Origin of the sequence: Hoeflea sp., from assembly GCF_039975035.1 — a bacterium.
Classification (GTDB): Bacteria; Pseudomonadota; Alphaproteobacteria; order Rhizobiales; family Rhizobiaceae; genus Hoeflea.
This window is the reverse complement of record NZ_JBDWHW010000210.1, coordinates 22,426-46,323: the sequence shown is the minus strand read 5'-3', so window position 1 is coordinate 46,323 and position 23,898 is coordinate 22,426. Positions and strand designations below refer to the sequence as shown.

The 23,898-nt window shown below is 59.5% G+C and carries 21 protein-coding genes; 12 read left to right on the top strand and 9 right to left on the bottom strand.

Annotated elements, in window-relative coordinates; genetic code table 11:
- Window positions 1-128 precede the first annotated feature (128 nt).
- Complete coding sequence (locus tag ABJN75_RS18845; protein ID WP_348441137.1) at window positions 129-1,577, bottom strand: aminotransferase class V-fold PLP-dependent enzyme; 1,449 nt, start codon at window positions 1,575-1,577, stop codon at window positions 129-131.
- A gap of 95 nt (window positions 1,578-1,672) precedes the next feature.
- Between ABJN75_RS18845 and ABJN75_RS18840 the strand changes: the two genes are divergently transcribed.
- The 12 genes from ABJN75_RS18840 (at window position 1,673) to ABJN75_RS18785 (ending at window position 15,348) form a co-directional block, all read left to right on the top strand.
- Window positions 1,673-2,134 carry an Lrp/AsnC family transcriptional regulator gene (locus ABJN75_RS18840; protein ID WP_348441135.1) on the top strand — a complete coding sequence of 154 codons (462 nt, stop codon included), beginning with the start codon at window positions 1,673-1,675 and terminating at the stop codon, window positions 2,132-2,134.
- Window positions 2,135-2,405: 271 nt separating this feature from the next.
- The gene (locus tag ABJN75_RS18835) at window positions 2,406-3,257 is read left to right on the top strand and encodes an alpha/beta hydrolase (protein WP_348441138.1); all 852 of its coding nucleotides are present in this window, start codon (window positions 2,406-2,408) and stop codon (window positions 3,255-3,257) included.
- Window positions 3,254-4,693, top strand: a complete 1,440-nt coding sequence (locus tag ABJN75_RS18830; RefSeq protein ID WP_348441134.1) for an amidase family protein — start codon at window positions 3,254-3,256, stop codon at window positions 4,691-4,693. The genes ABJN75_RS18835 and ABJN75_RS18830 overlap by 4 nt, the downstream gene beginning before the upstream one ends.
- On the top strand, window positions 4,690-6,144 hold the full coding sequence (locus ABJN75_RS18825) for a M81 family metallopeptidase (RefSeq protein WP_348441133.1): 1,455 nt from the start codon (window positions 4,690-4,692) through the stop codon (window positions 6,142-6,144). The genes ABJN75_RS18830 and ABJN75_RS18825 overlap by 4 nt, the downstream gene beginning before the upstream one ends.
- Before the next feature lie 35 nt (window positions 6,145-6,179).
- Window positions 6,180-7,709 carry an ABC transporter substrate-binding protein gene (locus ABJN75_RS18820; protein ID WP_348441132.1) on the top strand — a complete coding sequence of 510 codons (1,530 nt, stop codon included), beginning with the start codon at window positions 6,180-6,182 and terminating at the stop codon, window positions 7,707-7,709.
- Window positions 7,710-7,802: 93 nt separating this feature from the next.
- Window positions 7,803-8,723 carry an ABC transporter permease gene (locus ABJN75_RS18815; RefSeq protein WP_348441131.1) on the top strand — a complete coding sequence of 307 codons (921 nt, stop codon included), beginning with the start codon at window positions 7,803-7,805 and terminating at the stop codon, window positions 8,721-8,723.
- Window positions 8,723-9,589 (top strand): ABC transporter permease, encoded by an 867-nt coding sequence (locus ABJN75_RS18810; RefSeq protein ID WP_348441130.1) that lies wholly within the window; start codon window positions 8,723-8,725, stop codon window positions 9,587-9,589. The genes ABJN75_RS18815 and ABJN75_RS18810 overlap by 1 nt, the downstream gene beginning before the upstream one ends.
- Window positions 9,586-11,166 carry an ABC transporter ATP-binding protein gene (locus ABJN75_RS18805; protein ID WP_348441129.1) on the top strand — a complete coding sequence of 527 codons (1,581 nt, stop codon included), beginning with the start codon at window positions 9,586-9,588 and terminating at the stop codon, window positions 11,164-11,166. Before ABJN75_RS18810 ends, ABJN75_RS18805 begins: the two co-directional genes overlap by 4 nt.
- A gap of 2 nt (window positions 11,167-11,168) precedes the next feature.
- Entirely contained in the window at window positions 11,169-11,948 is a 780-nt protein-coding gene (locus ABJN75_RS18800) for an SDR family oxidoreductase (protein WP_348441128.1), read from the top strand.
- Window positions 11,949-11,984: 36 nt separating this feature from the next.
- Window positions 11,985-12,902, top strand: coding sequence for a LysR substrate-binding domain-containing protein (locus ABJN75_RS18795; protein WP_348441127.1), 918 nt, complete (start codon window positions 11,985-11,987; stop codon window positions 12,900-12,902).
- Between the two features lie 122 nt (window positions 12,903-13,024).
- On the top strand, window positions 13,025-13,963 hold the full coding sequence (locus ABJN75_RS18790) for a dihydrodipicolinate synthase family protein (protein WP_348441126.1): 939 nt from the start codon (window positions 13,025-13,027) through the stop codon (window positions 13,961-13,963).
- Window positions 13,964-14,109: 146 nt separating this feature from the next.
- Window positions 14,110-15,348 carry a D-amino acid dehydrogenase gene (locus tag ABJN75_RS18785; RefSeq protein ID WP_348441125.1) on the top strand — a complete coding sequence of 413 codons (1,239 nt, stop codon included), beginning with the start codon at window positions 14,110-14,112 and terminating at the stop codon, window positions 15,346-15,348.
- A gap of 212 nt (window positions 15,349-15,560) precedes the next feature.
- Here the strand turns inward: ABJN75_RS18785 and ABJN75_RS18780 are convergent, their stop codons facing one another.
- The 8 genes from ABJN75_RS18780 to ABJN75_RS18745 all read right to left on the bottom strand — a co-directional run bounded on the left by ABJN75_RS18780 (window position 15,561) and on the right by ABJN75_RS18745 (window position 23,895).
- Window positions 15,561-16,319, bottom strand: a complete 759-nt coding sequence (locus ABJN75_RS18780; RefSeq protein ID WP_348441124.1) for an ABC transporter permease — start codon at window positions 16,317-16,319, stop codon at window positions 15,561-15,563.
- On the bottom strand, window positions 16,316-17,089 hold the full coding sequence (locus ABJN75_RS18775; protein WP_348441123.1) for an ABC transporter ATP-binding protein: 774 nt from the start codon (window positions 17,087-17,089) through the stop codon (window positions 16,316-16,318). Before ABJN75_RS18775 ends, ABJN75_RS18780 begins: the two co-directional genes overlap by 4 nt.
- Before the next feature lie 5 nt (window positions 17,090-17,094).
- Window positions 17,095-18,144, bottom strand: a complete 1,050-nt coding sequence (locus ABJN75_RS18770; RefSeq protein WP_348441122.1) for an ABC transporter substrate-binding protein — start codon at window positions 18,142-18,144, stop codon at window positions 17,095-17,097.
- 60 nt (window positions 18,145-18,204) lie between these two features.
- Window positions 18,205-18,648: a VOC family protein gene (locus tag ABJN75_RS18765; RefSeq protein WP_348441121.1), complete on the bottom strand. Its 444-nt coding sequence runs from the start codon at window positions 18,646-18,648 to the stop codon at window positions 18,205-18,207.
- Between the two features lie 4 nt (window positions 18,649-18,652).
- A complete protein-coding gene (locus ABJN75_RS18760; protein WP_348441120.1) occupies window positions 18,653-19,393 on the bottom strand; it encodes a FadR/GntR family transcriptional regulator in 741 nt (246 codons plus the stop codon).
- Window positions 19,390-20,847 (bottom strand): FAD-binding oxidoreductase, encoded by a 1,458-nt coding sequence (locus ABJN75_RS18755; RefSeq protein WP_348441119.1) that lies wholly within the window; start codon window positions 20,845-20,847, stop codon window positions 19,390-19,392. Before ABJN75_RS18755 ends, ABJN75_RS18760 begins: the two co-directional genes overlap by 4 nt.
- Window positions 20,848-21,283: 436 nt before the next feature.
- Window positions 21,284-22,723 carry a sulfatase-like hydrolase/transferase gene (locus ABJN75_RS18750; RefSeq protein ID WP_348441118.1) on the bottom strand — a complete coding sequence of 480 codons (1,440 nt, stop codon included), beginning with the start codon at window positions 22,721-22,723 and terminating at the stop codon, window positions 21,284-21,286.
- An 8-nt stretch (window positions 22,724-22,731) separates the two neighbouring features.
- Window positions 22,732-23,895: a CoA transferase gene (locus ABJN75_RS18745; RefSeq protein ID WP_348441117.1), complete on the bottom strand. Its 1,164-nt coding sequence runs from the start codon at window positions 23,893-23,895 to the stop codon at window positions 22,732-22,734.
- Window positions 23,896-23,898 lie beyond the last annotated feature (3 nt).

The following is a 23,898-nucleotide window of genomic DNA, read 5'->3' as shown; positions in this document are numbered from 1 at the left end:
ATGTCAGCCATCGCAATCGCAACCACTGTCATCTTCTGGATCAATCAATGTATCCTGAGTCTAGCAAACGCGGTCCTGCGACAGAACCGGATGTGCGAGCCAAAATTGGCCTGATCAAGACGGAAACCTTATGCCGGAGTGAAAATCGCGGTTGCCGGATTGCATGTATAGGCTGCCACATGCTGACTTGCACTATCGGCGAGTTCCAGTACGGATTTCAGGATGGTTTCAACCTCAAAATCGGTGGCAAGAAAACTGAAGTTCAGGCGCACGAAGCCGGGCTTCTCGATCTCTCGGCCCGCAAGAATTGCCGCGCGCATTTGCTCTGAACCATCATGGTCTATATCCAGCACGCGGTGCACATAAGGACCGGCACAGGCACAGCCGCCGCGTGCCTGAATGCCAAAACAATCCGACAGCAGCCGCGTCACGAGTTGTTGATGAACATAGCCACCTTTGCCATCCCGTAACCGGAATGAAAAAATCGGAAGCCGGTCGCAGGTGAGATTTCCGAGCAATTCGATGTTGGGGTGCATACCCCAGGCCTGCATTGCCTTCTGGCAATTCTCATGGTTTCGGCGGGTGATGTAATCCTGGCCGATCTCGGCCTTGACCAGAAAGCAAAGTGCAGCGCGAATGTCGCCTATGACATTCGGAGTGCCGGCTTCTTCGCGGGCCTCGACATTGCGGGAATAGTCGTGGGCAGTGGGTGATACAAACCGCACCGTGCCGCCACCTGGCATCGTGGGCCTTTCGGACCGCACCACGTCATGGCGCAGGATCAGCACGCCCGATGCCTGGGGGCCGCCGACAAACTTGTGCGGAGACAGCACCACCGCATCAATCAATGCGTCCGGCTCCGGGCACAGATCAATTGGGAGGTATGGCGCGCCACCGGCATAGTCCCAGACCACTGTCGCGCCAGACGCCTTGAGAACGCGGCTGACTTCGGTCACATCGGTCATGATCCCCGAGACGTTGGAGGCGGCAGAGAATGCGCCGATGACGGGCCGCCCCTCAACGCTTGCCAGCGTCTTGCGCAGTGTCGGCATGCACGGTCCGCCGGTTTCGGCTTCCGGTACTTCGATCACCTCGGCCCCGCTTTCGCGCCAGGGCAGGATATTCGAGTGGTGCTCGTAGGGGCCGATCAGAACCACTGGTGATTTGCCCTGCGCGACCATATCGGTCAGCCCCAAAAGATGCACAAGCCGGTTGATGCCTGCGGTTGCGCCCGATCCGGTAAAGATCACTGCGTGATCCCTGGACGCATTGCATTCTGCCCGAATAATGTCCCGGGCTTGCCGGCGCAGGCGGGTCATCATGCCGCCGACATAAGACGCTTCAGTGTGGCTGTTGGCATAAAACGGCAGCAGCTCGGTGAGCACGAATTCTTCAATCTGGCGCAGCGCACGGCCTGAGGCGACGTAATCAGCATAGATCAACGGTTTCCTGCCCAACGGTCCGTCAATCATCGCATTGTGCCCGATCAGGCCTTCGGTCAGGCTTGCCACCATGTGGTCTGTTCGGATGCTGGACCGAAAACGGTTAAAAAGGCTCTCGTCAAGCGGCTTGTTCATCACGGCACTCTCGTTTGATTGTGTCGAGCAGTTTAGGCGTTTAAAGGTGAAAATATTCACTTGATTTTGCAGATTATATAAGAATATTGGGTCATATGATCGAACTTGATGCCTTAGATCGCAAAATTCTTGCCGTCCTCCAAAAGGACGGGGCGCTTTCGCAGCGTGACGTGGCCGCAGCCGTCGGGCTTTCGCAAAATGCGTGCTGGCGGCGGACCAAGCGCCTGACGGAACTTGGCGTGATCGAAGGGTTCCATGCCCGTCTGAATGCCGACCTGGTAGGTCTGAATTTGACCGTGTTCATGATGATCCGCACCCGTCAGCACAGCGAAGGCTGGATGCGGGAATTTCGCAAACACCTCGCCGGCATTCCGGAAATTGTCGACGTGCACAGGATCGGCGGCGATTGGGACTATCTGATCAAGGTCGTCACAACCTCGATGTCGGGATATGACCGGGTTTACAAAAAGCTGACCGCGAAGGTCGATCTGGAAACGGTGACGGGACTGTTCTCGATGGAAACGATCCTGAAAGATCAGCCACTGCATCTGCCTTGAAACTCATGGACAACTCAACCGGCGATCCCCCCGAGCTTTCTTGAGAGGCTGGTCTGGGCATCGAAGGTCGCGGCAATCCGTAGATTGCTGCTGAAAAGCTTCATTTGTCGGTTAGGGAGATGAATTGCGGGCGAGGACATAACCAAACTGAATGCCCCTAGTATGAATTGTCATTTGACGTAATAGGCTCGCTTCGTATCTTTGACCCATGCGGTGTCTTTGAGGTGCGTTCCTTTCAGGCCCGAAACCCTGAAAATGCCGAGGCTGTCCCATTTTCACGATTCACAGATCCATTGAACCGCAGACCAGCATCGCGCTGAACTGCATCGGCGCGGGCCCTGCGGTTTTCCTGCTGCATGGCATCGGTGGACACCGCGGCCAATGGGCAACCCAGGTGGAGGCGCTCTCGACGGAGTTTGCCACCTTTGCTTGGGACGCGCGCGGCTACGGGCAGAGCCACGGACCGCAAGTGACGTCGATGCGCGATTTCGCCGAAGACCTGTTGCGCGTGCTTGACAGCCTGGAGCTGGACCGGGTGATCGCTGTTGGCCATTCCATGGGCGGACGCATCCTGATGGAAGTCTGCGCGCTCAACCCTGATCGTCTGGGGGCGATTGTGCTTTCGGGTGCGCAGGCCAGTTTTCTGACGCATCTCGATGCCGCGCAGCGCCATGACTATGTTCTCAGCCGCCAATCGCTTTTCGTTGATGGCGAGGTTTCACCGGAAGCTGCTCGCCGTGTGGCGCGACAAGTCCTGCCTCAGGACGCGACAGACGCGATGATTGCCCGTCTCGTCTCCGACTTCGGTCATCTCGGACGTGACGGGTATCTTGCGGCGCTGTATGCCTCTGCGGGCTGGGACCGAAGCGACATCCTGAGCGGGTTGAAGATGCCGGTGGCCGTCATGGGCGGCGCCCTGGATACTGTTTGTCCGCCCGCAGAATGCAACAGGATTGCCGGGCTGGTGCGGCAGGGGCCCGCAACCATTCTCGATGGCATTGGTCATATGCCGCAGATCGAGGCGCCCGGGAGGGTGACTGAATATCTGTCCGGCTTCATCAAAAAACATGCGCATCTGGCGAGCCGGATCGATACACAGGCACTTGCCGGAGAGACCATATGACTGACACATCGCTTGCTTCCATGTCCGCAGTCGAAATGGTCCGCGGCTTCTCCACAAAGACACTGAGCCCGAAAGAGGCTCTTGGCGCGGTGCTGGACCGGCTCGACCAGGTTGAACCGATGATCAATGCATTCGTCCATGTGGACCGTGAAGGAGCGATGAGGGCTGCAGATGCCGCCGAGGCACGCTATCAAGCAGGGGCACCGCTGGGTCCGCTGGATGGTGTGCCGGTGTCGGTAAAGGACATGCTGCTGACCAAAGGCATGCCAACCCGCAAGGGGTCGCTGACCACCGATCCGGACGCGCCGCAGGATGTTGATGCGCCCGCAGTGGCCCGTGCCCGCGCCGCCGGAGCGGTGCTCTATGGCAAGTCCACGACAACCGAGTTTGGTGGCAGCCCCTATTCCAGCAGCCCGCTGACCGGAGATACGCATTCACCCTGGAACTTGAAATATGGCTGTGCAGGCTCCTCGATGGGGGCGGCAGCACATCTGGCTGCAGGCGTCGGGACGCTGGCCATCGGCAACGATGCTTCCGGGTCAATCCGGATGCCTGCCAGCTTTGGCGGCGTCTATGGCATCAAGCCGACCTTCGGCATGATCGCCAACTGGCCGCCCAGCTCGGCAGGTATTCTGGGCCACACCGGGCCAATGGGCTGGACGGTAGAGGATACCACGCTGTTGCTGCGTGTGCTGGCCGGGCCGGATGTGCGCGATCCCTATGGATTGCCCCGGCAGGATGCTGTTCTGGCAGCCGATCCGAAAGCTGGCGTGGCGGGGCTGCGCATCGCCTATAGCCCCGGTCTGGGGCTGGTGGATCCCGATGCGGATGTGCGGGCCGCCACGGATGCCGCAGCGAAGAGTTTTGCCGATATGGGAGCCGAGGTCGAACTGGTGGACCCGGATTTTTCCGGTCTGTTCGACGCCTACAACTGCCTGCGCATCTGCAACCGGGCAGCCAGCTACCGCGCCAGCGGGGCAGGGAATGCGCGCGAAAAGATGGACGAACTGGTGGCACGGGTGCTGGATCAGGCCAAGGCTTATGATGCGGATGATCTGATCGCCGCGATGCGTCACCGTGAAACGCTGGTCTCGCGGATGAAGGCCTTCCATGAAACCTACGATATTCTGCTGACGCCCACCGTGGCGGTTGCCCCTTTCCCGCTCGGGACCGGACCGCAGCCGCAGGATGATCACTGGTTCCAGATCGAAGGGCGCATCTGGTCGCCCTATACTTTTGCCTTCAACATGACCCATCAGCCTGCCGCCTCGATCCCTTGCGGTCTGACCGGATCCGACAGCAAAGAGGCTGCGGGCCTGCCCATCGGGCTGCAGATTGTTGCCGCACCCTTCCGCGACGATCTTGTGCTGCGGGCGTCGCAAGCCTTCGAGGCAAGCAGGCCGTGGCATCATCCGGTACTGGAACCTGCGTCATGAGGATTGCACTCGCCGGTCTTCAGCATGAGACCAATACATTCGCCCCGGGTCTGACCGAAGCTGAAGATTTCCTCGCGCCCGGCGGCTGGCCGAAGCAAAGCCGGGGCGACGAGATCAGGACGGTGCTGGCGGGGACTTCGGTTCCGATGGCGGGGGCCTTGCGGGTTCTAAATGAAACTGACGTCACGGCGACACCGTTGCTGTGGACCATGGCCCTGCCATCGGGCCGAGTGCGCCACGCAGCCTTCGAGGCCCTGGCAGACGAGATCGCCGGACGGCTGCAGGATCAGCTGCCGGTGGACGGCCTGTTTCTGGAGCTTCACGGCGCCATGGCGACGACGGAGGATGACGATGCCGAAGGCGCGCTTCTCGAAAAACTGCGGGCACTGGTGGGCCCGGACCTGCCGATCGTCGTGGCGCTTGATCTGCACACCAACCTGTCCGCGCGCATGGTCGCGGCGGCAGACCAGATGTTTGCCTATCTGACCTATCCTCATATCGACATGGCCGATACCGGCGCGCGGGCGATGCAACGGCTGCTGGAATTCGTACAAGGAGCGCCCCGTCCGGCCAAGGCGTTCCGACAGATGCCTTATCTGCTGCCGCTGGTCGCGCAGGGCACGGGCTCGTCGCCTGTCGATGGGCTATACCGCACCGCCGCGGCCCGGTCCGGTGTTGACACGATGATCACCCTTGGCTTTCCGCTTGCCGATGTACCCGACGCTGGCCCTGCCCTGGTGGTCTATGCCGAAAATCAGGATGTCGCCGATGCGGCTGCGGACGAAACACTGCAACAATGGACGCAAGCCGAACCGCATTTTCAAGCCCGCCTTTGCACGGCAGCTCAGGGAGTGGCTCAGGCGATGCAGAGCGGCAAGCCCCCGGTTGTCATCGCCGACGTTCAGGACAATCCGGGCGGCGGAGGCAGCAACGACACCACTGGTCTGCTGCGCGCATTGATCGAGGCGAAGGCCACAGGCGCGCTTATGGTGCATATTGCTGATGGCGCGGCGGCGAAGTCGGCGGTCGATGCCGGTGTCGGCGCTGTTCTGGATATCGACGTGGGTGGCCGAACCGACCCCGGAACCGGCGCCCCTGTCCCGGGGCCGTGGCGCGTTGCTGCCGTCGGTGACGGGCAGTTTACCGGTGTCGGCCCGATGTATGCAGGCGCCAGCATCGAGATGGGGCCAGTGGCGTTGCTCGAGCAACAGGGCGTGCGGGTCATCGTGGCGGAAAAGCGCATGCAGGCATCTGAACCTGCGCTGATCCATCATCTCGGCCTCGACCCCGCAGAACTGCCAATTCTGTGCGTCAAAAGCTCCGTCCACTTTCGCGGTGCCTACGAGAAAATGGCAAGCCAGATCATCCTCGTCGCGGCCCCCGGGCGTGTGACGATGGATCTTGCCTCACTGAAATACACCAGGTCCCGGCGCAGGCCGGCGAGTGCATGAACCGATCAACCAAAGCCAACCAAAAGGGGAATAAAATGAACCTGATCGACAAACGAAACCAGCTCATCACGGCAGCCGCCGCGCTTGTGCTTTCTGCGGGCAGTGCGCTGGCAGGCCCCGCCGACAGCAGCCTGACCATCGGTATCGGCGAAGAACCACCCGGCTTTGACGGCTATATCTCCACCGCGCGCGACGGTGTGATGATGACCCGGCACCTGTTCGACATGCTGGTCTATCGAAACCCGGAAACCTTCGAATACGAGCCGCTTCTGTCCACTTCGTGGACCCGGATCGACGACCTGACATGGGAATTCAAGCTGCGCGAGGGAGTCACCTTCCATGACGGCTCCGCCTTCGACGCAGAAGACGTGGTCTGGACCCTGACAACTTACGCGGACCCCGAAACCGGCGCTCGTAGCCAGGCTTCTGTCAACTGGATCGACAAGGTTGAGGCGGTCGATCCGATGACCGTGCGCATCGTGTCCAAGACACCTTTCCCGGCTGCGATGGAGTTCATCGCGGGCTCCCTGCCGATCTACCCTTCCGACTATGCCCAAGAGGTCGGCTTGCAGGCGTTTGGCCAGGCTCCCATTGGCACCGGCCCATACAAATACGCTTCGGGCGACAGCGGCCAGTTCACGCTGGAAGCCTATGACGGTTACTATGCCGATGGTGGCAAGGGCACGCCGGCCATCGAAACCCTGAACGTGCGGATCATCCCGGATACGGCAACGCGGATCGCCGAAGTCATCGGCGGCAACGTCGACTGGATCTGGAACGTGCCGGAAGACCAGGTGGCACAGCTTGACGGTCTGCCGAGTGTGACGGCCGAGCTGGGATCGACGATGCGGATCGCAATGGTTGGCATGGATGCGGCCAAGCGAGCCAATCCCGAAAGCCCGATGGCTGACCTGAAGGTTCGCCAGGCCATCAACCATGCCATCGACCGCAACGCCATCGTCTCCAACCTTGTCGGTGGTGACGGCGAAGTGATCAACGTGCCCTGCTATCCAATGCAGTTCGGCTGCGACACCTCGGCTGCTGTGACCTATGACTACGACCCGGAAAAAGCCAAGGCCCTGCTGGCCGAAGCGGGATATCCGGATGGGTTCAAGGTCAAGATGTCGAGCTACCGTGACCGTTCACGGGCAGAGGCCGTGCAGAGCTATCTTGCCGCTGTCGGCATTGAGGCCGATCTCGAGATGGTTCAGGCGCGCGCATCGTTTTCGGCCTGGCGCGAGGGTGACGTGGACATCTGGTATGGCGACTGGGGCTCGTTCTCGATCGCCGATGCTTCCGCGTCACTCGGTAACTTCTTCAACGGCAGCACAAATGATGGCGCGCGCGACCAGGCCGTGATGGATCTGGTTGCCAAGGCTGGAAGCTCCGTGGATGAGGACGACCGGAAAGCTGCCTATTCCGAAGCTATCAAGGCGATTACAGAGAAGGCATACTGGGTGCCGATGCACACCATCGTGATGGGCTATGCCTATACCACGGGGCTTGAGTTCACGCCCAATGTCGACGAACTGCCGCGGTTCTTCCTGGCCTCCTGGGCAGACTGACCGACATCTGATCTGCAGGCGGGCATGTCCCGCCTGCAGAGACGCCTTTTCTATGAAACGCCCCTGCGGCGCCAAGCATGACGGACCAGCTTGATGGCCAGACTGATACTAAGACGCAGCGCGTTGGCCCTCTTTGTGGTCTTTGCGATTTCCATTATCTGCTTTCTGCTGAGCCATGTCGCCGTGGATCCGGCCGCAGGCGTGGCGGGCGACAGCGCGACCGATGAGGATCTGGCGGCAATCCGCGTGCAATACGGTTTCGATCAGCCTTTGATCGTCCAGTATGGCGATTATCTGGCCGGAGTTGTACGCGGCGATCTGGGAAATTCCTATCTCTCGGGCGAACCGGTTTCCAAGCTTATCACCGAACGGATACCGGCAACCGCGCTGCTGGCCTGCTTGTCCATAGGCTTTGCCCTTGCGCTGGCGGTGCCGCTTGGCGTGCTGGCGGCCTTGCGCCCGAACTCATGGCTCGACCGGCTGGCGCTGACCCTGGCAGTGGTGGGGCAGGCGGTGCCGAACTTCTGGGCCGGTCTGCTCTTGATCCTGCTCTTCGGGGTCAAACTGGGCTGGCTGCCGATCTCGGGGTCCGCCACGCTGGCGCATTTCGTGCTGCCTGCGATCACACTGGGGTCTTTCGCGATGCCTGCACTCATGCGCCTGATCCGGGCGGGCATGATCGAGGTGCTGGAAGCCGACTATATCCGCACCGCCCGCGCCATGGGACTTTCCAAACGCAAGATCCTGTTTCGCTATGCCCTGCGCAATGCCATCCTGCCGGTGATCTCTCTGACCGCGGTTCAGTTCGGTTTCATGCTGGGCGGATCGATCATCGTGGAATCGGTCTTTGCGATCCAGGGGGTGGGTTATCTTGCATGGCAGTCGATGAGCCGCTCGGACATGCCGGTGATTCAGGCAATCGTGCTGTTCATTTCACTGGTCTATATCCTGCTCACATTGTTTGCCGACCTGCTCAATGCTGTGCTTGATCCTCGCATCCGGGAGCATGCCTGATGCTTGATCCCGTCACACAAATAAAGCCGCCGCGTATATCCCCGATCCTCAGACACGGTGGTTTTGCCATCGGTGGTGGTGTGCTTCTACTGCTGGTGCTGATCGCGATTTTTGCACCGCTGCTGGCTCCCCATGATCCCTTCGTGCAGTCATTGGGTGAGCGGATGAAACCGCCATTCTGGCATGACGGCATGGGTCCCGGCCACTGGCTTGGCACAGACCAGCTGGGCCGCGATTATCTCAGTCGTCTGATCTATGGCACGCAGATCTCTCTCGTCATCGGCTTTGGGGCGGTGCTTATCTCGGGCTTCATCGGCATCTCGCTCGGGATTGCGGCGGGATATTTCGGCGGGTGGGTGGATACCTGCATCAATGCAGTGATCACCACGCGTCTGTCGCTCCCGGTGGTTCTGGTGGCGCTGGCAATTGTCGCCGTGGTCGGCGGATCGCTGACAGTCGTGTTGCTGGTGATAGGCCTGCTGCTCTGGGATCAGTTTGCCGTGGTGGCACGCACGGCCACGCAGCAACTGCGCAATGCGGAGTATGTCTCCGCCGCGCGGGCCATGGGCACCACCCACATGCATGTCATGATCCGCGAGATCCTGCCCAATATTCGTGCTTCGCTGATCGTGGTGGCGACGGTCGAGATGGCCAACGCGGTGCTGATCGAGGCGGCGCTGTCCTTTCTCGGTCTCGGGGTACAGGCGCCGCTGCCGTCCTGGGGGCTGATGCTGTCGGAAGCCAAGAACTTCATGTTCTTCAACCCCTGGCTCATCACCTTGCCGGGGCTTTGCCTGTTTGCACTGGCGCTTTCCATTAACCTTCTGGGCGACGGCCTGCGCGACATTCAGGGGGAAAAGCGATGAGCGCCTTGCTGAAGCTGCGCAACCTGTCCGTTACCATTGCAGGCAACGAAATCGTGCACGGTATAGACCTCAATGTGGCGCGCGGTGAAACGCTGGCGCTGGTCGGAGAAAGTGGATCGGGAAAGTCGATGACGGCGATGGCGCTGATGGGCATCTCGCCTCCGGGTGCTGTTGTGAGGGCCGATGAAATCTCCTTTGACAGCGGCAAGAGCCCGGCGGCTCTGCGCGGCGACCGGCTGTCGATGGTGTTTCAGGAGCCGATGACCGCGCTGAACCCTGTTTTTACCATCGCGGATCAGTTGATGACGGTCTATCGGCAGCACACTGGCAGCGGGTCCGCAGAGGCCCGTGATCGGGCGCTTCACCTGCTTGACCGGGTCGGACTGCCCGACCCCGTCGCGCAGATGCGCAAGTTTCCCCATCAACTGTCGGGCGGTCAGCGCCAGCGCGTGCTGATTGCCATGGCTTTGATGTGCGGCCCGGACCTTCTGATCGCCGACGAGCCGACGACTGCGCTTGATGTCACGACACAGATCAAGCTGCTCGATCTGCTGGGTGATTTACAGGCTGAGCTTGGGCTGGGAATGCTCTTCATCACTCACGATCTTGGTGTGGTCGAACGTGTTTCCCACCGGGTTGCAGTCATGCAGGAGGGTCGCATTGTCGAAACCGGCAATACGCAACAGGTGTTGCGTACACCTGCGCATGCTTATACCCGCAAGCTGATCGACAGCCTGCCAAGGCCCAGGACCCCGCCGGCCCGCGCCGCTGCTGCAACCGTGTTGCAGGCGCGAGGCGTGGGACGCACCTACACCAGCAGCAGTTGGGGCAAAGCCCGGTCTTTTCGGGCGCTTGATGAGGTCTCGCTTGATCTCGAAGAGGGTGAAATCCTTGGCATTGTCGGCGAAAGCGGCTGCGGCAAGAGTACGCTTGCGCGTATCCTCATCGGGCTTGATCGCCCCGACACGGGCAGCGTGGAGATTGCCGGCGAGGCCGCGACTTCTCTGCCGCAGCGGAGCCTGGCCAAGTTGATCCAGCCGGTGTTCCAGGATCCTTTCGGATCGCTCAATCCGCGCTGGACCATCGGCAGCATCCTTGAACTGCCTTTGAAACTGCACACCGATCTGGACGCTTCGGCGCGGCGGGCGCGAGTGGCTAATCTGTTGCATTCCGTGGATCTACCTGCCGCCAGCGCCGAGGTCACACCGCGCGCCTTGTCCGGCGGGCAGCGGCAGCGGGTCGCGATTGCACGGGCGCTGGCGGTAGAGCCGCGGGTGATCGTCTGTGATGAACCGACCTCGGCGCTTGATGTGTCCGTTCAGGCGCAGATCCTGGCCTTGCTGCGCGACCTGCGCCGCGACCGGGGGCTTTCGCTGATCTTCATCAGCCATGATCTGGCGGTGATCGAAAATCTGTGCGACCGGGTGATGGTCATGCACCGGGGCGAGGTGGTTGAAGAGGGTGCGGCTGACAGTATCTTTGCCAACCCCCGCCACCCACACACACAAGCATTGAAAGACGCGATCCTGCGGGTTGAACCCTTGCAGCTAGACGGTCTGGCGACCGGGGAGAATTGACGATGGATATGGGGTTGAAGGGGCGCAAGGCGCTGTTGAGCGGCGCAAGCAAGGGAATGGGGCGCGCTTGCGCACTGGCCCTGTCGCGCGAAGGTGTCGATGTCACCTTGGTGGCGCGTGGTCTGGAAGCGTTGAACCAAACTGCGGATGCGATCCGCGCCGAAACCGGCGGTAAAGTGCAGACGGTCGCAGCCGACATCACGACCGACGCGGGGCGTGCCGCAGCACTCGAAGCCTGTCCGGAGCCGGATATTTTGCTGAACAATGCAGGAGGCAAGAAGCCGGGCGATTTCCGCGACTGGGACCGGGACGAATGGATCTCTGCGCTCGATCTGATGATGCTGGCGCCGATCCAGATGATGCGACTGACTTTCGACGGGATGGTCGAACGCGGTTTCGGCCGGATCGTCAACATCGCTGCGCGCGGAGTGAAGATCCCGCAGGTGGAGTTGGGCCTGTCCAACGGCGCACGCACCGGGTTGGTCGGGTTTTCCGCCGGACTTGCGCGGGAGGGCGTGGCCCGCAACGTGACGATCAATACCATCCTGCCGGGCATTATCGACAGCGAAGCGCAGCGCCAGCATGTCCAGTCGCTGGTCACCGAAGGTGGCCCGAGCTTTGACGAGATATGGAATGCGCGCGCAGCCAAGAGCCCGGCCAGACGCTATGGTCGCCCCGACGAGATTGGCGCACTCTTCGCGTTCCTGGCCTCCGACCATGCCGGGCTGATGACCGGGCAGTCGATCCTGATGGATGGCGGGGATTATCCCGGCACGCTCTGATCACGTCACCAATACCCACCGCCGGAGGTCTCCCCGATGATGACAGAACGACAGATCACGGCGTTTCGCCAGGTCATGCGACTCGGATCGGTCACCGCCGCGGCGAAGGCGCTGTCGGTCAGCCAGCCGGCGATCAGCCGTGTGATCTCGGAACTGGAAATGGACCTCGGCTTTTCCCTCTTTGAACGGCGTGCCGGCAAGCTTTTTCCGACCCCGGATGCTCATTGTCTGGCGAGCGAAGTGGAGCGGATGTTCTATGGTCTTGGCAGGCTGGATCAGTTTGCCCGCGAGATGCGCGGGCTGCAGCACTCCACCCTTGCCATCGCCTCTCTGCCGATGGTCAGCTTCCGGATCGTCCCGCGGGCGCTCTCGCAATTCCTGAAAACGCACAATGGCATCCGCGTGACCCACAATGTGCACAACTCACCCCGCATTGTCGATCTGGTCGCCGCCGGGCAGGCGGATCTGGGCGTGGCGCAACTGGCGCCGGGGCGCACCGACGTCCTGCGCCTGGCATCCTGGAGAACCTATTGCGTCGTCGTGCTGCCAGCGGAGCATCCTCTTGCGGAGCGCGAAGTCCTGGGGCCCAAGGACCTCAAGGACATCCCTCTTGTGGTGCTGTCGTCGCAGACCGTGACCGCCGGATATGTAACCGAACGTTTCGACCGGGCAGGGATCACGCCGAATGTGGCGGTGGAAAGCCAGCCATCCTACAGCGCCTGTGGTCTTGTGGCGGAAGGAGCCGGGCTTTCGATCATCGACCCTTTCACGCCCGCGATTTTTCCCGACACGGTGTTGCGGTCCGTTCGCTTTGAACCAGCCATCCCGTTTGATGTGCATCTACTGGCCCATGCCGACAAGGCGTTGTCGCGTTCGGCGCAGATGTTTGCGGATACTTTCCAGGAAGTGATGGATGGGATGGAGATTGCGACCCGCATCAATCCGCAAGTTTAAGTATACCGCATAGGGTCATTGCCGATTGGTATTGGGCAAGGTGCCCCCCGGCATTGTAGACAAGATGCGGAACAGGCCACCGAAACCGCTCGGGTCCGGGGGGCACTATGGAGGACTATCTGATGGCACATATTCAACCTCGCGGCTCGTTCGTCGCCCTCGTTACCCCGATGAACAATGACGGTTCGATCGACTTTGAAGGGTTCCGTACGCTTCTCAACTGGCATCATGAGAATGGCACCGAAGCCGTGCTGATCATGGGATCGACCGGCGAGGTCTCGATGCTGTCGCCGGAAGAACGCAAGGCGATCATCACCGAAACGGCGAAGATGAAACCGGGCAACATGCTGATGTATTATGGCATTACCGGCAACAATACGCAGACGACGATCGATTATGCCCGCTATGCCAAGGCCGAAGGCGCTGACGGAGCGATCCTTGCCGCTCCCGCCTATATCTGCGCGGACAATGACGCCATTACCGATTATGCGATGGAAGTGCTCGACAGCACCGATCTGGCCATGGGATTTTACAACAATCCACCGCGGGTGAAGACCGATCTGCACTGGAGTGATCTGCTGAAACTGGCCAAGCACCCGAACATGGTTGTGCTGAAGGAATCGACCACGCGCGTCGGTCAGGTGGCGCAGGTCTGTGCCGCCAAACCCGACATGGCAATCATGTGCTGCTGCTCGCCCAATCTCGGTCTGGTCGTGCCGACCATGGCGCTGGGAGGCCACGGCACCGCGAATATGACCGGCAACATCATCCCGCAGGAAATGGCGGTGATCTCCAAACCCTGGGAGACCGGTGAAGACGCTTTCAATCATCGCGCGGCCTGGCTGGACAACCTGCCAATGCTGCATTTCGCCTATTCCGCCATCAACCCGGTTGCGGTGAAGACCCTGATGCGGGTTCTCGGCATGCCGTCAGGCCCGCTGCGCAAACCGCTAAAGCCGCTGGATGGCGCCAGGCTGCAGGCCGGCGTCGAGGCATTTCGGCGTCTCGGATTGCCGGAGCGTTACGGCTTCGAGGTCAATTTCGCTGCCGCGGCCGAGTAACCTTGAGGTCCGGGAACAAGATAAGCCTCTGTCATTGGGGCGCCTTCCTGTGCAGCGACAAGGCCGGGTTTGTCACGGCGCAAAACCTGTTGATTGACGGCGGCGGATATCCGGGAACCTACTGACGGCGCCAAGACAGCAAGGCAATGACACACGACATGAAGATCATCGTCATAGGCGCGGGCGTTGTCGGTGTGACAACCGCCTGGTATCTGACCGAGCTGGGGCATGAAGTGACAGTTATCGAGCGGCTGTCGGCGCCGGCAGGCGAGGCGAGTTTCGGCAATGCCGGCGGCATATGCCCGAGTTTCGCCGGTCCCTGGGCCGCGCCGGGCATGCCGTTGAAGGCGCTGAGATGGCTCTTCGATGACTTTCCGCCGCTCAAGATACGGCCGCGTTTCGATCTTGCGCAATGGCGCTGGCTTGCCGCTTTTGTCGCAAATTGCAATGCACGGAGCTTTGCCGAAAACAAGGCGCGCATGCAGCGTGTCGCCCATTACAGCCGGCATTGCCTGACTGAGCTCAGCGCCCAGACAGGCATCGCATTCGATCTGTCGGATAAAGGCGTGTTGCAGGTGTTTCAGACCGAGGAAGAGGCCGAGGGCGGGCGTCGTTCGGCCAAGGTTCTCGCGGAGCTTGGTATTGCCCACCGCTTTGTCGAGGCGAGTGAACTCGCCGGAATCGAACCCGCACTGAAGGATTCCAATGCCAGCTTTGCAGCAGGTCTGCACTTGCCTGATGACGGTACCGGAGACAGCCATATCTTCACGCGTTCGCTCGCCGCCCTTTTGGTGAAAAAGGGGTGCCGTTTCGAGTTCGATACGATAGTCAGTGCGATTGAGACCGATGCAAACCGCATCATCGGCCTGCGCACCCATGCGGGGAAATTATCCGCTGATGCCTTCGTTGTTGCAGCCGGTGCATTTGCCCCCGCCTTGTTAAAGCCACTCGGCATTAATTTGCCAGTCTATCCGGTCAAGGGCTATTCCATCACTTGCCCAATCCACACGGATGCCGGAGCTCCGCTGTCCTCGGTCATGGATGAGCATTCCAAGGTCATGGTCACTCGTCTCGGCAACCGCCTGCGGGCAGCGGGCGTCGCCGAGATTGCCGGTTATGACCGCGCGCTCCGGCCGGAGGCGCGCCTCGGTCTCATCGATCGGGTCAGAAATCTGTTCCCGGCAGCCTGCGATTATGCCGCTGCCGAATTCTGGTGCGGCTTCCGGCCGATGACACCTGCCGGACCTGCAATCGTCGGGCCGACGGAATTTTCCAATCTGTATCTCAATGCCGGTCATGGCTCGAACGGTTGGACGCAGGCTTGTGGAACAGCACGTATCCTTGCTGATATGATATCGGGCCGCACCCCGGATATAGAGCCGTAAGGTCAGCCTGTCAGAATCAGAGGTCCCTCAAGATCAAGGAAACGATTTCATCGAGGGGGTGATGTCTGACATCAGCCATCCAAAACCCGCTGGAGGCGGAACGCTGTCACCCGCAGGGCCCGAGAGGTAGCGAGAACGGGGTCCAGTGAGCAGGGAAAGCTGCGGGGCATTCTTTGGTTGGCTCTGGATTCTCTGACAACGCCCGCTGCGGTTCAACTGTATCGCATGATCTTCCGTTCCGCTAAAACGACAAGCAGAAACAAGACAATGGCCATCGATGACGACAACACAATTGCCGCATATAATTGGCCCGAGCGATAGTTGAATGTTGCCTGGATAATAAGAGCGCCGATGCCTTTGTCGGAGCCGATCCACTCACCGACGATTGCGCCTATCACCGATGTCGTGGCTGCAATCCGCAGCGATGAGAACAGCATCGGAAGCGATCGCGGCAGTCTCAAGCGCCAGAATGTCTCCCATCGCGTCGCCGAGAGAATACGTAACAATTCCTGCTCGTTTTGGCTTGCAGAACCAAGTCCACGGATCATGTTGACCAAGGTAGGAAAGAAGCAGATTACCGCGGCAATTATGATCTTCGGCGTCATGCCCAAGCCAAAAATCAGCACGATTATCGGAGCCAAGGCGAGGATGGGGATCGTGTTGAAGAACAAGATGACGGGAAAATAGGCGGCCTGCACAATCCGCGCATACACAAATAGCACGGCGACCAAAACCGCCATGGAATTGCCGATGAGGAATCCGGCAACGCTTTCAACCGCGGTTGGCCAAAGATTGGAAAGCAGCAAAGGCCACTGTTTTTGAAAGACACCTGCGATGGCGGTCGGCGTCGGAACAATGTAGGCAGGAATTCCAGCCCACGGCACGAGAAACTGCCAGATCACCAGGATCGACAGACCGCCGAGAACTGACAAAGTCACAGAAGCGCTTTGGGACAATGGACGTTCGATCATGATGCCGCCTCGAGTGCTACGCGCATTTCCGCCATGGCAGAGATGATTTTCGGATCTTCCCGGCTGCAGCTGTTGTCTGCGTTTTTGGCGTCCCGAAGATCCGTGATGCTGAGGACGCGACCAGGATTGGAAGCCATCACCATGACGCGTTCACCAAGATAAACAGCCTCCATGATGGAGTGAGTAACAAACAGAATTGTGGTGCCGGTGCGCCGCCAGATGGACAGCAACTCACTGTTGAGGCGGTCACGGGTGATTTCATCCAGAGCGCCGAATGGTTCGTCCATCAACAACAGTTTAGGCTCTTCAATCAAAGCCCTTGCTATGGCAACCCGCTGTCGTTGACCGCCGGACAATTGGCTTGGGAAACGATCGCCCAAGCCTTCCAGCCCCAGCATGACGAGCAAGGCATCGGTTTTTTCGGTCGAGACCACCCGCTTGTTGGCGCCGCCGACAACGGCTGGCAACTCTATGTTCTGCCTTACGCTGCGCCATGGCAACAGAGTTGAATCCTGAAAGACAAAGCCGATCTGTCTCGTCATCCGTGCCTGTCGAGGGCTGGTGCCGAGAACCGCAATCGATCCGCTTAGTGGTTCAAGAAGATCAGCAACAACACGCAGAAGTGTGGATTTTCCACAACCTGACGGCCCCAGTATTGTCAGGAACTCCCCGGCCGTGACCGTTAGGTCAAGGCCGGAGACGACAGTAATATCGGTATCAGCATTTCGATAGCCGATGTCCAGCTTCTCGCAATCGATCGCAACACTCATATGAGCTATTTGACCGGTGCACCAAGCTTCGGACGGTCCGAAGCGGTCATTTCAAGAATTGCAGGGGTGTAGACATCTTCAAGCTCGGGCCGCCCGTCAGGGTATTGTTTGATCATGTCATAGAGCGCGATTTGCTCCTCAAGGGACGCAGGATCAAAGGTCCCCCAGCCATCTTTCGCCGTCGATTCGTCAAAACTCAAGCGAAGCACAAGATCAATTGTCTTGAGCTCCCATTCAAGGTCCATGTTCGGAAAGGCGGCAACAGCTTTCTTGACGGCTTCCTCGGGGTTTTCGTGTGTCCATCCCCAACCTTTGGCGGCTGCTCCAATGAACTTGGCCAAAATATCCGCATTTTTCTCAACCGCTTCGTCCGTGGCAAAATATACATTCGCATAGGATGCCAGTCCCAGGTCGCTCAACAGCAGATCAACCCGGTCATCGCCGACCACACTCAATGACTGCGTGTTCGTGATCCAGCCGCCAATTGCATCCACCTCGCCACGGATCAAGGGTGCCTTGTCGAAGCCGACATTGACAATATCCAACTCGTCGAGCGGAATGCCGTTCTTGGCGGCAATGGCGTCCATTACAAAACGTGCGGTCGGCTGAACCCCGATTTTCATGCCCCGCAGATCTTCGACAGATCGAAGCGGCTTGTCCGGCTTGGATGTCAAGGCATACGGCCCGGTTCGAAACCCGCATGCGATTATTTTCACCGGAACGCCGCTAGCGCGGGCATTGAAAAGCTGAGGTGTTTCGGAGAATTGACCAAGAGCCGCAGCCCCGGAAATAACCGGAGGGACCGTTGCGGAATTCGGACCACCCGGGCTGAACTCCACTTCCAGGCCGGCATCGGCAAAATAACCGTTTTCGGCGGCGATGATATCCCCAATCTGTCCGTTGGACATCAGCCAGTCATATTTCACAATGACCTTTGCTGCGGCGTGCGCATCCTCCGGCAGAATGAGCTGGATTCCGGTCCCGAACGCAGCAACTCCCACTGCGGAAGTCTTGAGGAAAGTTCTTCTATTGATCCGGTTTGTGCGGTTTCTCATTGAATTTGTACCCCTTTTTCCAATGGTTGATAGCATTTCCTGCTTCTGAGCGATTTGTTGTCACCGCTCTTGATCGGTCTTGTGATAATCATCGGGCCCGCCGGTGTTCCAGGCGTAAAGCTCCCACAGCGTGCCATCGGGATCGGTGAAATACGCACAATGCGCGTTCCACTCATAGCTGGCCGGTGCGCCGCAAAAATGGACCCCACGCTCACTTAGCTCTTTGTAAAGTTCATCGACGGAGGCCGGGCTTTCAAGCTCGACGGCGACGCATGCCTTGTGCGCATGCTTGGGAGAGCGAGTGTTGGAAACACCGGTATGGCGATTGATGTGATCTATTTCCCAAGCCGCCAGTGTAACTCCGTGAGCGTGGAAGTCGGCGAACCCTTCCGCTCGTCTGCGAAGTTCAAAATCAAGCTTTTCGGTATAAAACTCGACTGTGCGCTCCACGTTCTCGACCAATATGCAGATATCGGTGATCTTTTTGAGTTTATCCAGAATCATGGTCTCAATCCCGCGTCTTTGAGTTTTCTGATGACTTGCCAGGCATTGCGCCGGCGCGTTCTCCGGCTCCCCTTATATGCTCGCGCATACTGATCCTTGCTGCCTGGGCGTCGCCTCTCTCCAACGCCTCGTAAATTCGCCTGTGTTCGGCGACGTTGATTTCCACAAGTTCAGGAAGCGGGTTCGTAAAGCGTGCAATATAGATCGAGCGTCGTATCTGCTCGCAGATGAAGCACACGAAGGTATAAATGTAATCGTTTCCGGTCCCTCGGGCGATCTCGCGGTGGAATTCCAGATCCGCGTCGATGCTGCCCTTTTCCCAGCGTTCTTCACCAGCCATTCGCTCAAGCGACTGCTTCACCCGATGGAGAGTGTCGATGCTCCGCCGTTCTGCGGCCAGACCCGCTGCTTCGGTCTCCAGAATTCCACGCAGTTCGAACAGGCGCTCCATTGAGCCATCGGCCTTGAGAGCTTCGCTATCGAGCCGTATTGCGGATCGGCGCTCCGGCTCCATCACAAATGCGCCGATACCTTGCCGCGCCAGCACGATTCCGTCGGCCCGTAGTTGTGAAACCGCCTCCCGCACGACATTGCGGCTCACGCCCAACATATCGGCGAGGCTATGCTCTGACGGAAGCTGCTCTCCCGGCCGCAGGTTTCCGGCCGCGATTTCCCGGGTTATATAGGATGCGACCTTGCTCGGCAGGTGCTCCACAGCACCCAGCTTGGTTGATACTTGCCTCATTGGAGCAAACCTTCTTCATTGAGCATGCAGCCGGGGTTCATAAGGTTTCGCGGATCAAAAATCTTCTTGACCTTATGCATCAGTAATTTGTGGGTGGGGTCAGTTGACAAGGCAAACCTTTCGCGTTTGGTTCGACCGAGCCCGTGCTCTGCGCTGATTGACCCGCCAAACTCATCCACAATCCGATAGATATCTGCCTCGATCTTGCGGCCGGTCTCGCGCATCTCGTTCTCGCTGAGATCAAGCGAAGGCAGAGCATTGAAATGCACATTGCCATCTCCCGCGTGGCCATAGCTTTGAGATATCCACGCAGGAAAACGCGTCGCGAGCATGTCACGCAACGCCTCAACCAGGCCTGCAACCTGGGGAAGCCTGACCGATATGTCACTGCGGACATGAAAGCCCCGGCGGGCTTGTCCCTCGACAAGACCTTCGCGGATTTTCCAGAATGATCGTGCTTGCTCATGGCTATTTGCCAAGACCGCGTCGATGACGAGTCCGCGATCCATGGAGTCTGACAGAAACCGCTCAAGCAAATCACGAAGATTAACGTACCTGCTGGCAGACGTCTCCAGCAGGATGTGGACCGGGAGGTCCCTGTTGAGCGGACTGCGCAGAGCTGGATGGATTTGCATTGCCAGTGGCAAGCATTCCGCCCCGATCATTTCAAAACCGGTAAGCAAATCTCCGCATGCGCGACGCGCTGCTTCGTAAAAATCGCAGGCATCCCGATAGGACCCGACGCCGATATAAGCGGTCTCCACCTTTTCGGGCGCCGGATACAACTTGAGGCAGGCAGCCGTAACAATCCCGATCGTTCCTTCGGCCCCGATAAACAACTGTTTCAAATCAAAGCCCCGGTTATCCTTGCGCAGGCCGCCAAGCCCGTTCCACAAGCTGCCGTCAGGAAGCACGACTTCCAGCCCCAAAACCAGCTCCCGCATCATTCCGTAGCGCAATACGTTCACGCCGCCGGCGTTGGCGGCGACATTGCCACCTATCTGACAGCTCCCTTCCGAACCCAACGAGAGCGGGAATATCAGTTGTCTTGCCTCTGCCGCCTCCTTGACGGTTCGCAGCAGACACCCTGCATCAACATTCATCGAGAAGTTCTTCTCATCAATCTCGCGAACCTGGTTAAGCAGTTCCAGATTGATGACAACACAAGCCGTTTTGGCGTTTACGGATCCAGAGACCAAGCCTGTATTGCCGCCCTGCGGGATAACGGGAATTGCATTATTAAAACAGTAAGCCACTGTTTTCTGGACTTCAGCAATGCTTCGCGGCCTCACAATCGCGAGCGCAATCCCGTGATGATCCCTGGACCAGTCCGTCAGATATCGGCTGTCCGGCTCAAGTGGTGTTAACACGCTCACCGGACCGAGCGCGTCCTTCATCGAGCCAATGATTTCGGCCTGGTTTGCGATGCTTTGCGTTTGCGGTCTCGTGCTCACTTGTCATCCGATAATCAATTGCAGCCTGTTGGCGAAAGCAACGCTAACAAATGTTTAGTTGTCCTACAAGTGGACATGTTAAGATTGCGTCGCTGAAATTGCGACGCACGTATTTTCGGAGACGGGGTAACGGATATGAATTCCCGGCAGGTTTCGTGTGTTTCTCCTACCCTGGGGCGACGGGAGAGTGGATTGAACTCGACCAGTGAGAAGGCTCATGATCGGTTTTCGACATATGCGAAATCTGCGGAAATTCACTGCGGTCCATGTTTGCGTGCGCAGTCATTTTACCCAAGGGCATCACCAGTCCAGCCGGGAAGGTTGCAAACGCAAACCCGCCAGGGCGTTGAGTGAAGGGCGTCAGTCCGCAAGTTGAATCGTGCGGGTACCGGTCTTTGTTCGGCTGGCGTTGGGTTGTCCGGCAACGCTCCCCCGCTCATTTGCCCCGGTCGTAAATTGCCTTCGTCCCGGGTGGCGGAGTTGCGCCGAAGCTTCCCCGGCCGATCACGCTATCGCGTCCGCCGTGGCGATCGACGAGGGCGACCTGTGCCTGTTTCGCCCGCCTGTCGACCTCCTCGGGATCCAGACGCGCGCGGAGCCTGCGTTCGCCTTCTGCCAGCACCCCTGAAACCGATGGGTCAGACGCGCGATTGTGACGTTCCTCGGGGTCGGTGGGCAGGTGGAACAACTGCGCCGGGTATCCGACATAATGAACATACTTCCAGTCTCCAAAGCGGAGCATGTAGGCCCCGCTAGGAGAGCCGCCGCCGTGGAACTGCGACAAGACCTCTGACGGAGGCTCTGCCCGGTCTTGCGCCAGCGCAAGCAGGCTGGTTCCGGCTGGACCTGAACCGTTAACATTCAGGGCATCGCGCACTGTGGCGTCAAGATCGGTCAGGCTTACGGGTGCAGGGATCCGGCGCGCGGGAACATCGGGCCCGGCCAGGATCAGCGGTATGCCCGCAGACTCCTCATAGAGCGTCGACTTGCCCCATAGATCGCGCTTCCCCAGTGCCTCACCATGGTCGGACATGTAGATCACACGGGTGTTCTCCGAAAGGCCTGCTGCATCGAGCGCGTCCAGCACGCGGCCCACATTGGCGTCCATGAAGCTGGTCAGTGCGAAATAGGCTGCTACCGCCTTTCGTCGAGTTTCATCGTCAAACCCGTCATCCCAGTTCAGGCTCTTGCGCATGCCTGCGAACCAGGGATGCTCGCGCTCTTCCTGCGTGGCAACAGCCGGCAGGGGCATGTCGTCGGGATTATAGAGGGCGGCGAATTCTTCCGGTGCGGTCAATGGAAAATGCGGGGCGACAAAGGAGACGAACATGAGCCAGCGTCCATCGTCGGCCTTGTCTTTGGTCCGCAGGGCGAGCTCGGCGCAGGCGGTCTCGGCGATGGACCGGTCATAGTGGGTTGTGGAGGTCTCGCCGATGCCCACACCCGCGGCCAGAGAACGTCCTTTGGAAAGCTGGGGCAGTGGATTGCGAACGGAGCCCAGAATATCCCCGCGCGCCTCGACGACATGCATCGGCAACAGGCTTCGCTTGAAACCGGTGGCTACGTTCTCCGAGCGGTAATGCAGTTTTCCGATGGAGGTCGTGTTTACCCCTGCTGCAGTCGCGGCATGGGCCCAGCCTTCAGGGGTGCCCTCGTAAGGATGGGCATTGTCCCAGGCGCCTATCTCGTGGACGTCCCGTCCGGTTGCAATGGCGGCACGGGCGGGCACACAGAGTGGCGAGGGTGAATAGGCCGAAGTGAAACAAGTCCCGCGACTGGCCAGCCGGTCAATGTTGGGCGTTCGAACCAACGGATGCCCAAGAAAGCTCAGGGCATCGGGAGCGTGCTGGTCGGCCATAAGGATAAGCAGGTTCATTGTGTCGTTCATCGGTCGGAGCCTTTTTGAGCAGTGCGTCGGGTAAAGAAGCGCACGCCATCGTTTCCGACAGGGCCGGGGCACCGGGCAAGGCGCGGCGAGGCGTTGTTAAGGCGAAGCGGCACCGTAGGAAGGCCCGGATCGCCAGCCAGGAAGGGCGAGCCGCTTTTGCGCGTTTCCGCAACGGCTTCCGGGAGACTGCGAACCCGCGCAGCCGGGACGCCCGCGCAGTTAAGCCGTTCCTCCCATTCTTCGGCGCTGTGGGCTGCAAGTGCTTCTTCCAGCAACTCGCCAAGAACGGAGGCATGTTTGCGTCGCGCGTCATCGTCAGCAAAGCGCGGATCTTGCATCAACCCGGAGATGCCCAGAACCTCCAGCAGTGCTGTGAATTGATGCGCCTCGTTGGCGCCGATGGCCAGCGTCCCATTCGCGGTTTCGAAACATCCCGACGCAGGCATGCCGCTGCCGGCTGCATTGCCTTTCGCAGCCGGTTGGGATCCTGTAGCCAAATGGTCCGCGATGACGGATCCCATCATGGCCTGCGCGGTTTCCTGCATCGAGATTTGCAGATTTTGCCCGCCCTGCGTGCCTTGGGCACGCGCGTAGAGCGCCGATGTGATCGAGAAGGCCATCATCATGCCGCTTGCGTAATCCACGATTGGCGCCCCGCTTTTCAGGGGCCCCGTGTCCTTTGTGCCCGAGAGCGCCATTAGCCCGCTGGCGGCCTGGATGACGTTGTCATAGGCGGGCCAGTCAGCGCGCCGGTCCTCGGGCGCATAGCCGCTCAGGCTGCAATGTATCAGATCGGGGCGACGAGCCAGCAGGGTGGGCGTGCTAAGTCCCATTCGGTCCATCACGCCGGGACGGAAATTGTCCACTAGAACATCGGCATCGGCCAGCAGATCGAGGAATTCAGCTCGTCCCTCGGCCTGGTTCAGATCCAGAAAGAGGCAGGTTTTGTTGCCCCCCTGAGCCTGGAAACCGGTGCCCATCCCTGCTGCGCGGAGCGCGGCATCCGATCCACTCCTGTGGCGCAGTGAATCGCCTCCCAAAGGTTCTATGCGGATGACCTCTGCGCCCAAGGTGGCCAGAAGATAAGTGGCATAGGGCCCGGCGATCACATGGGTCAGGTCGAGCACATGAAGGCCTTCGAGAGGGCGTAGTGCCTGCATGAT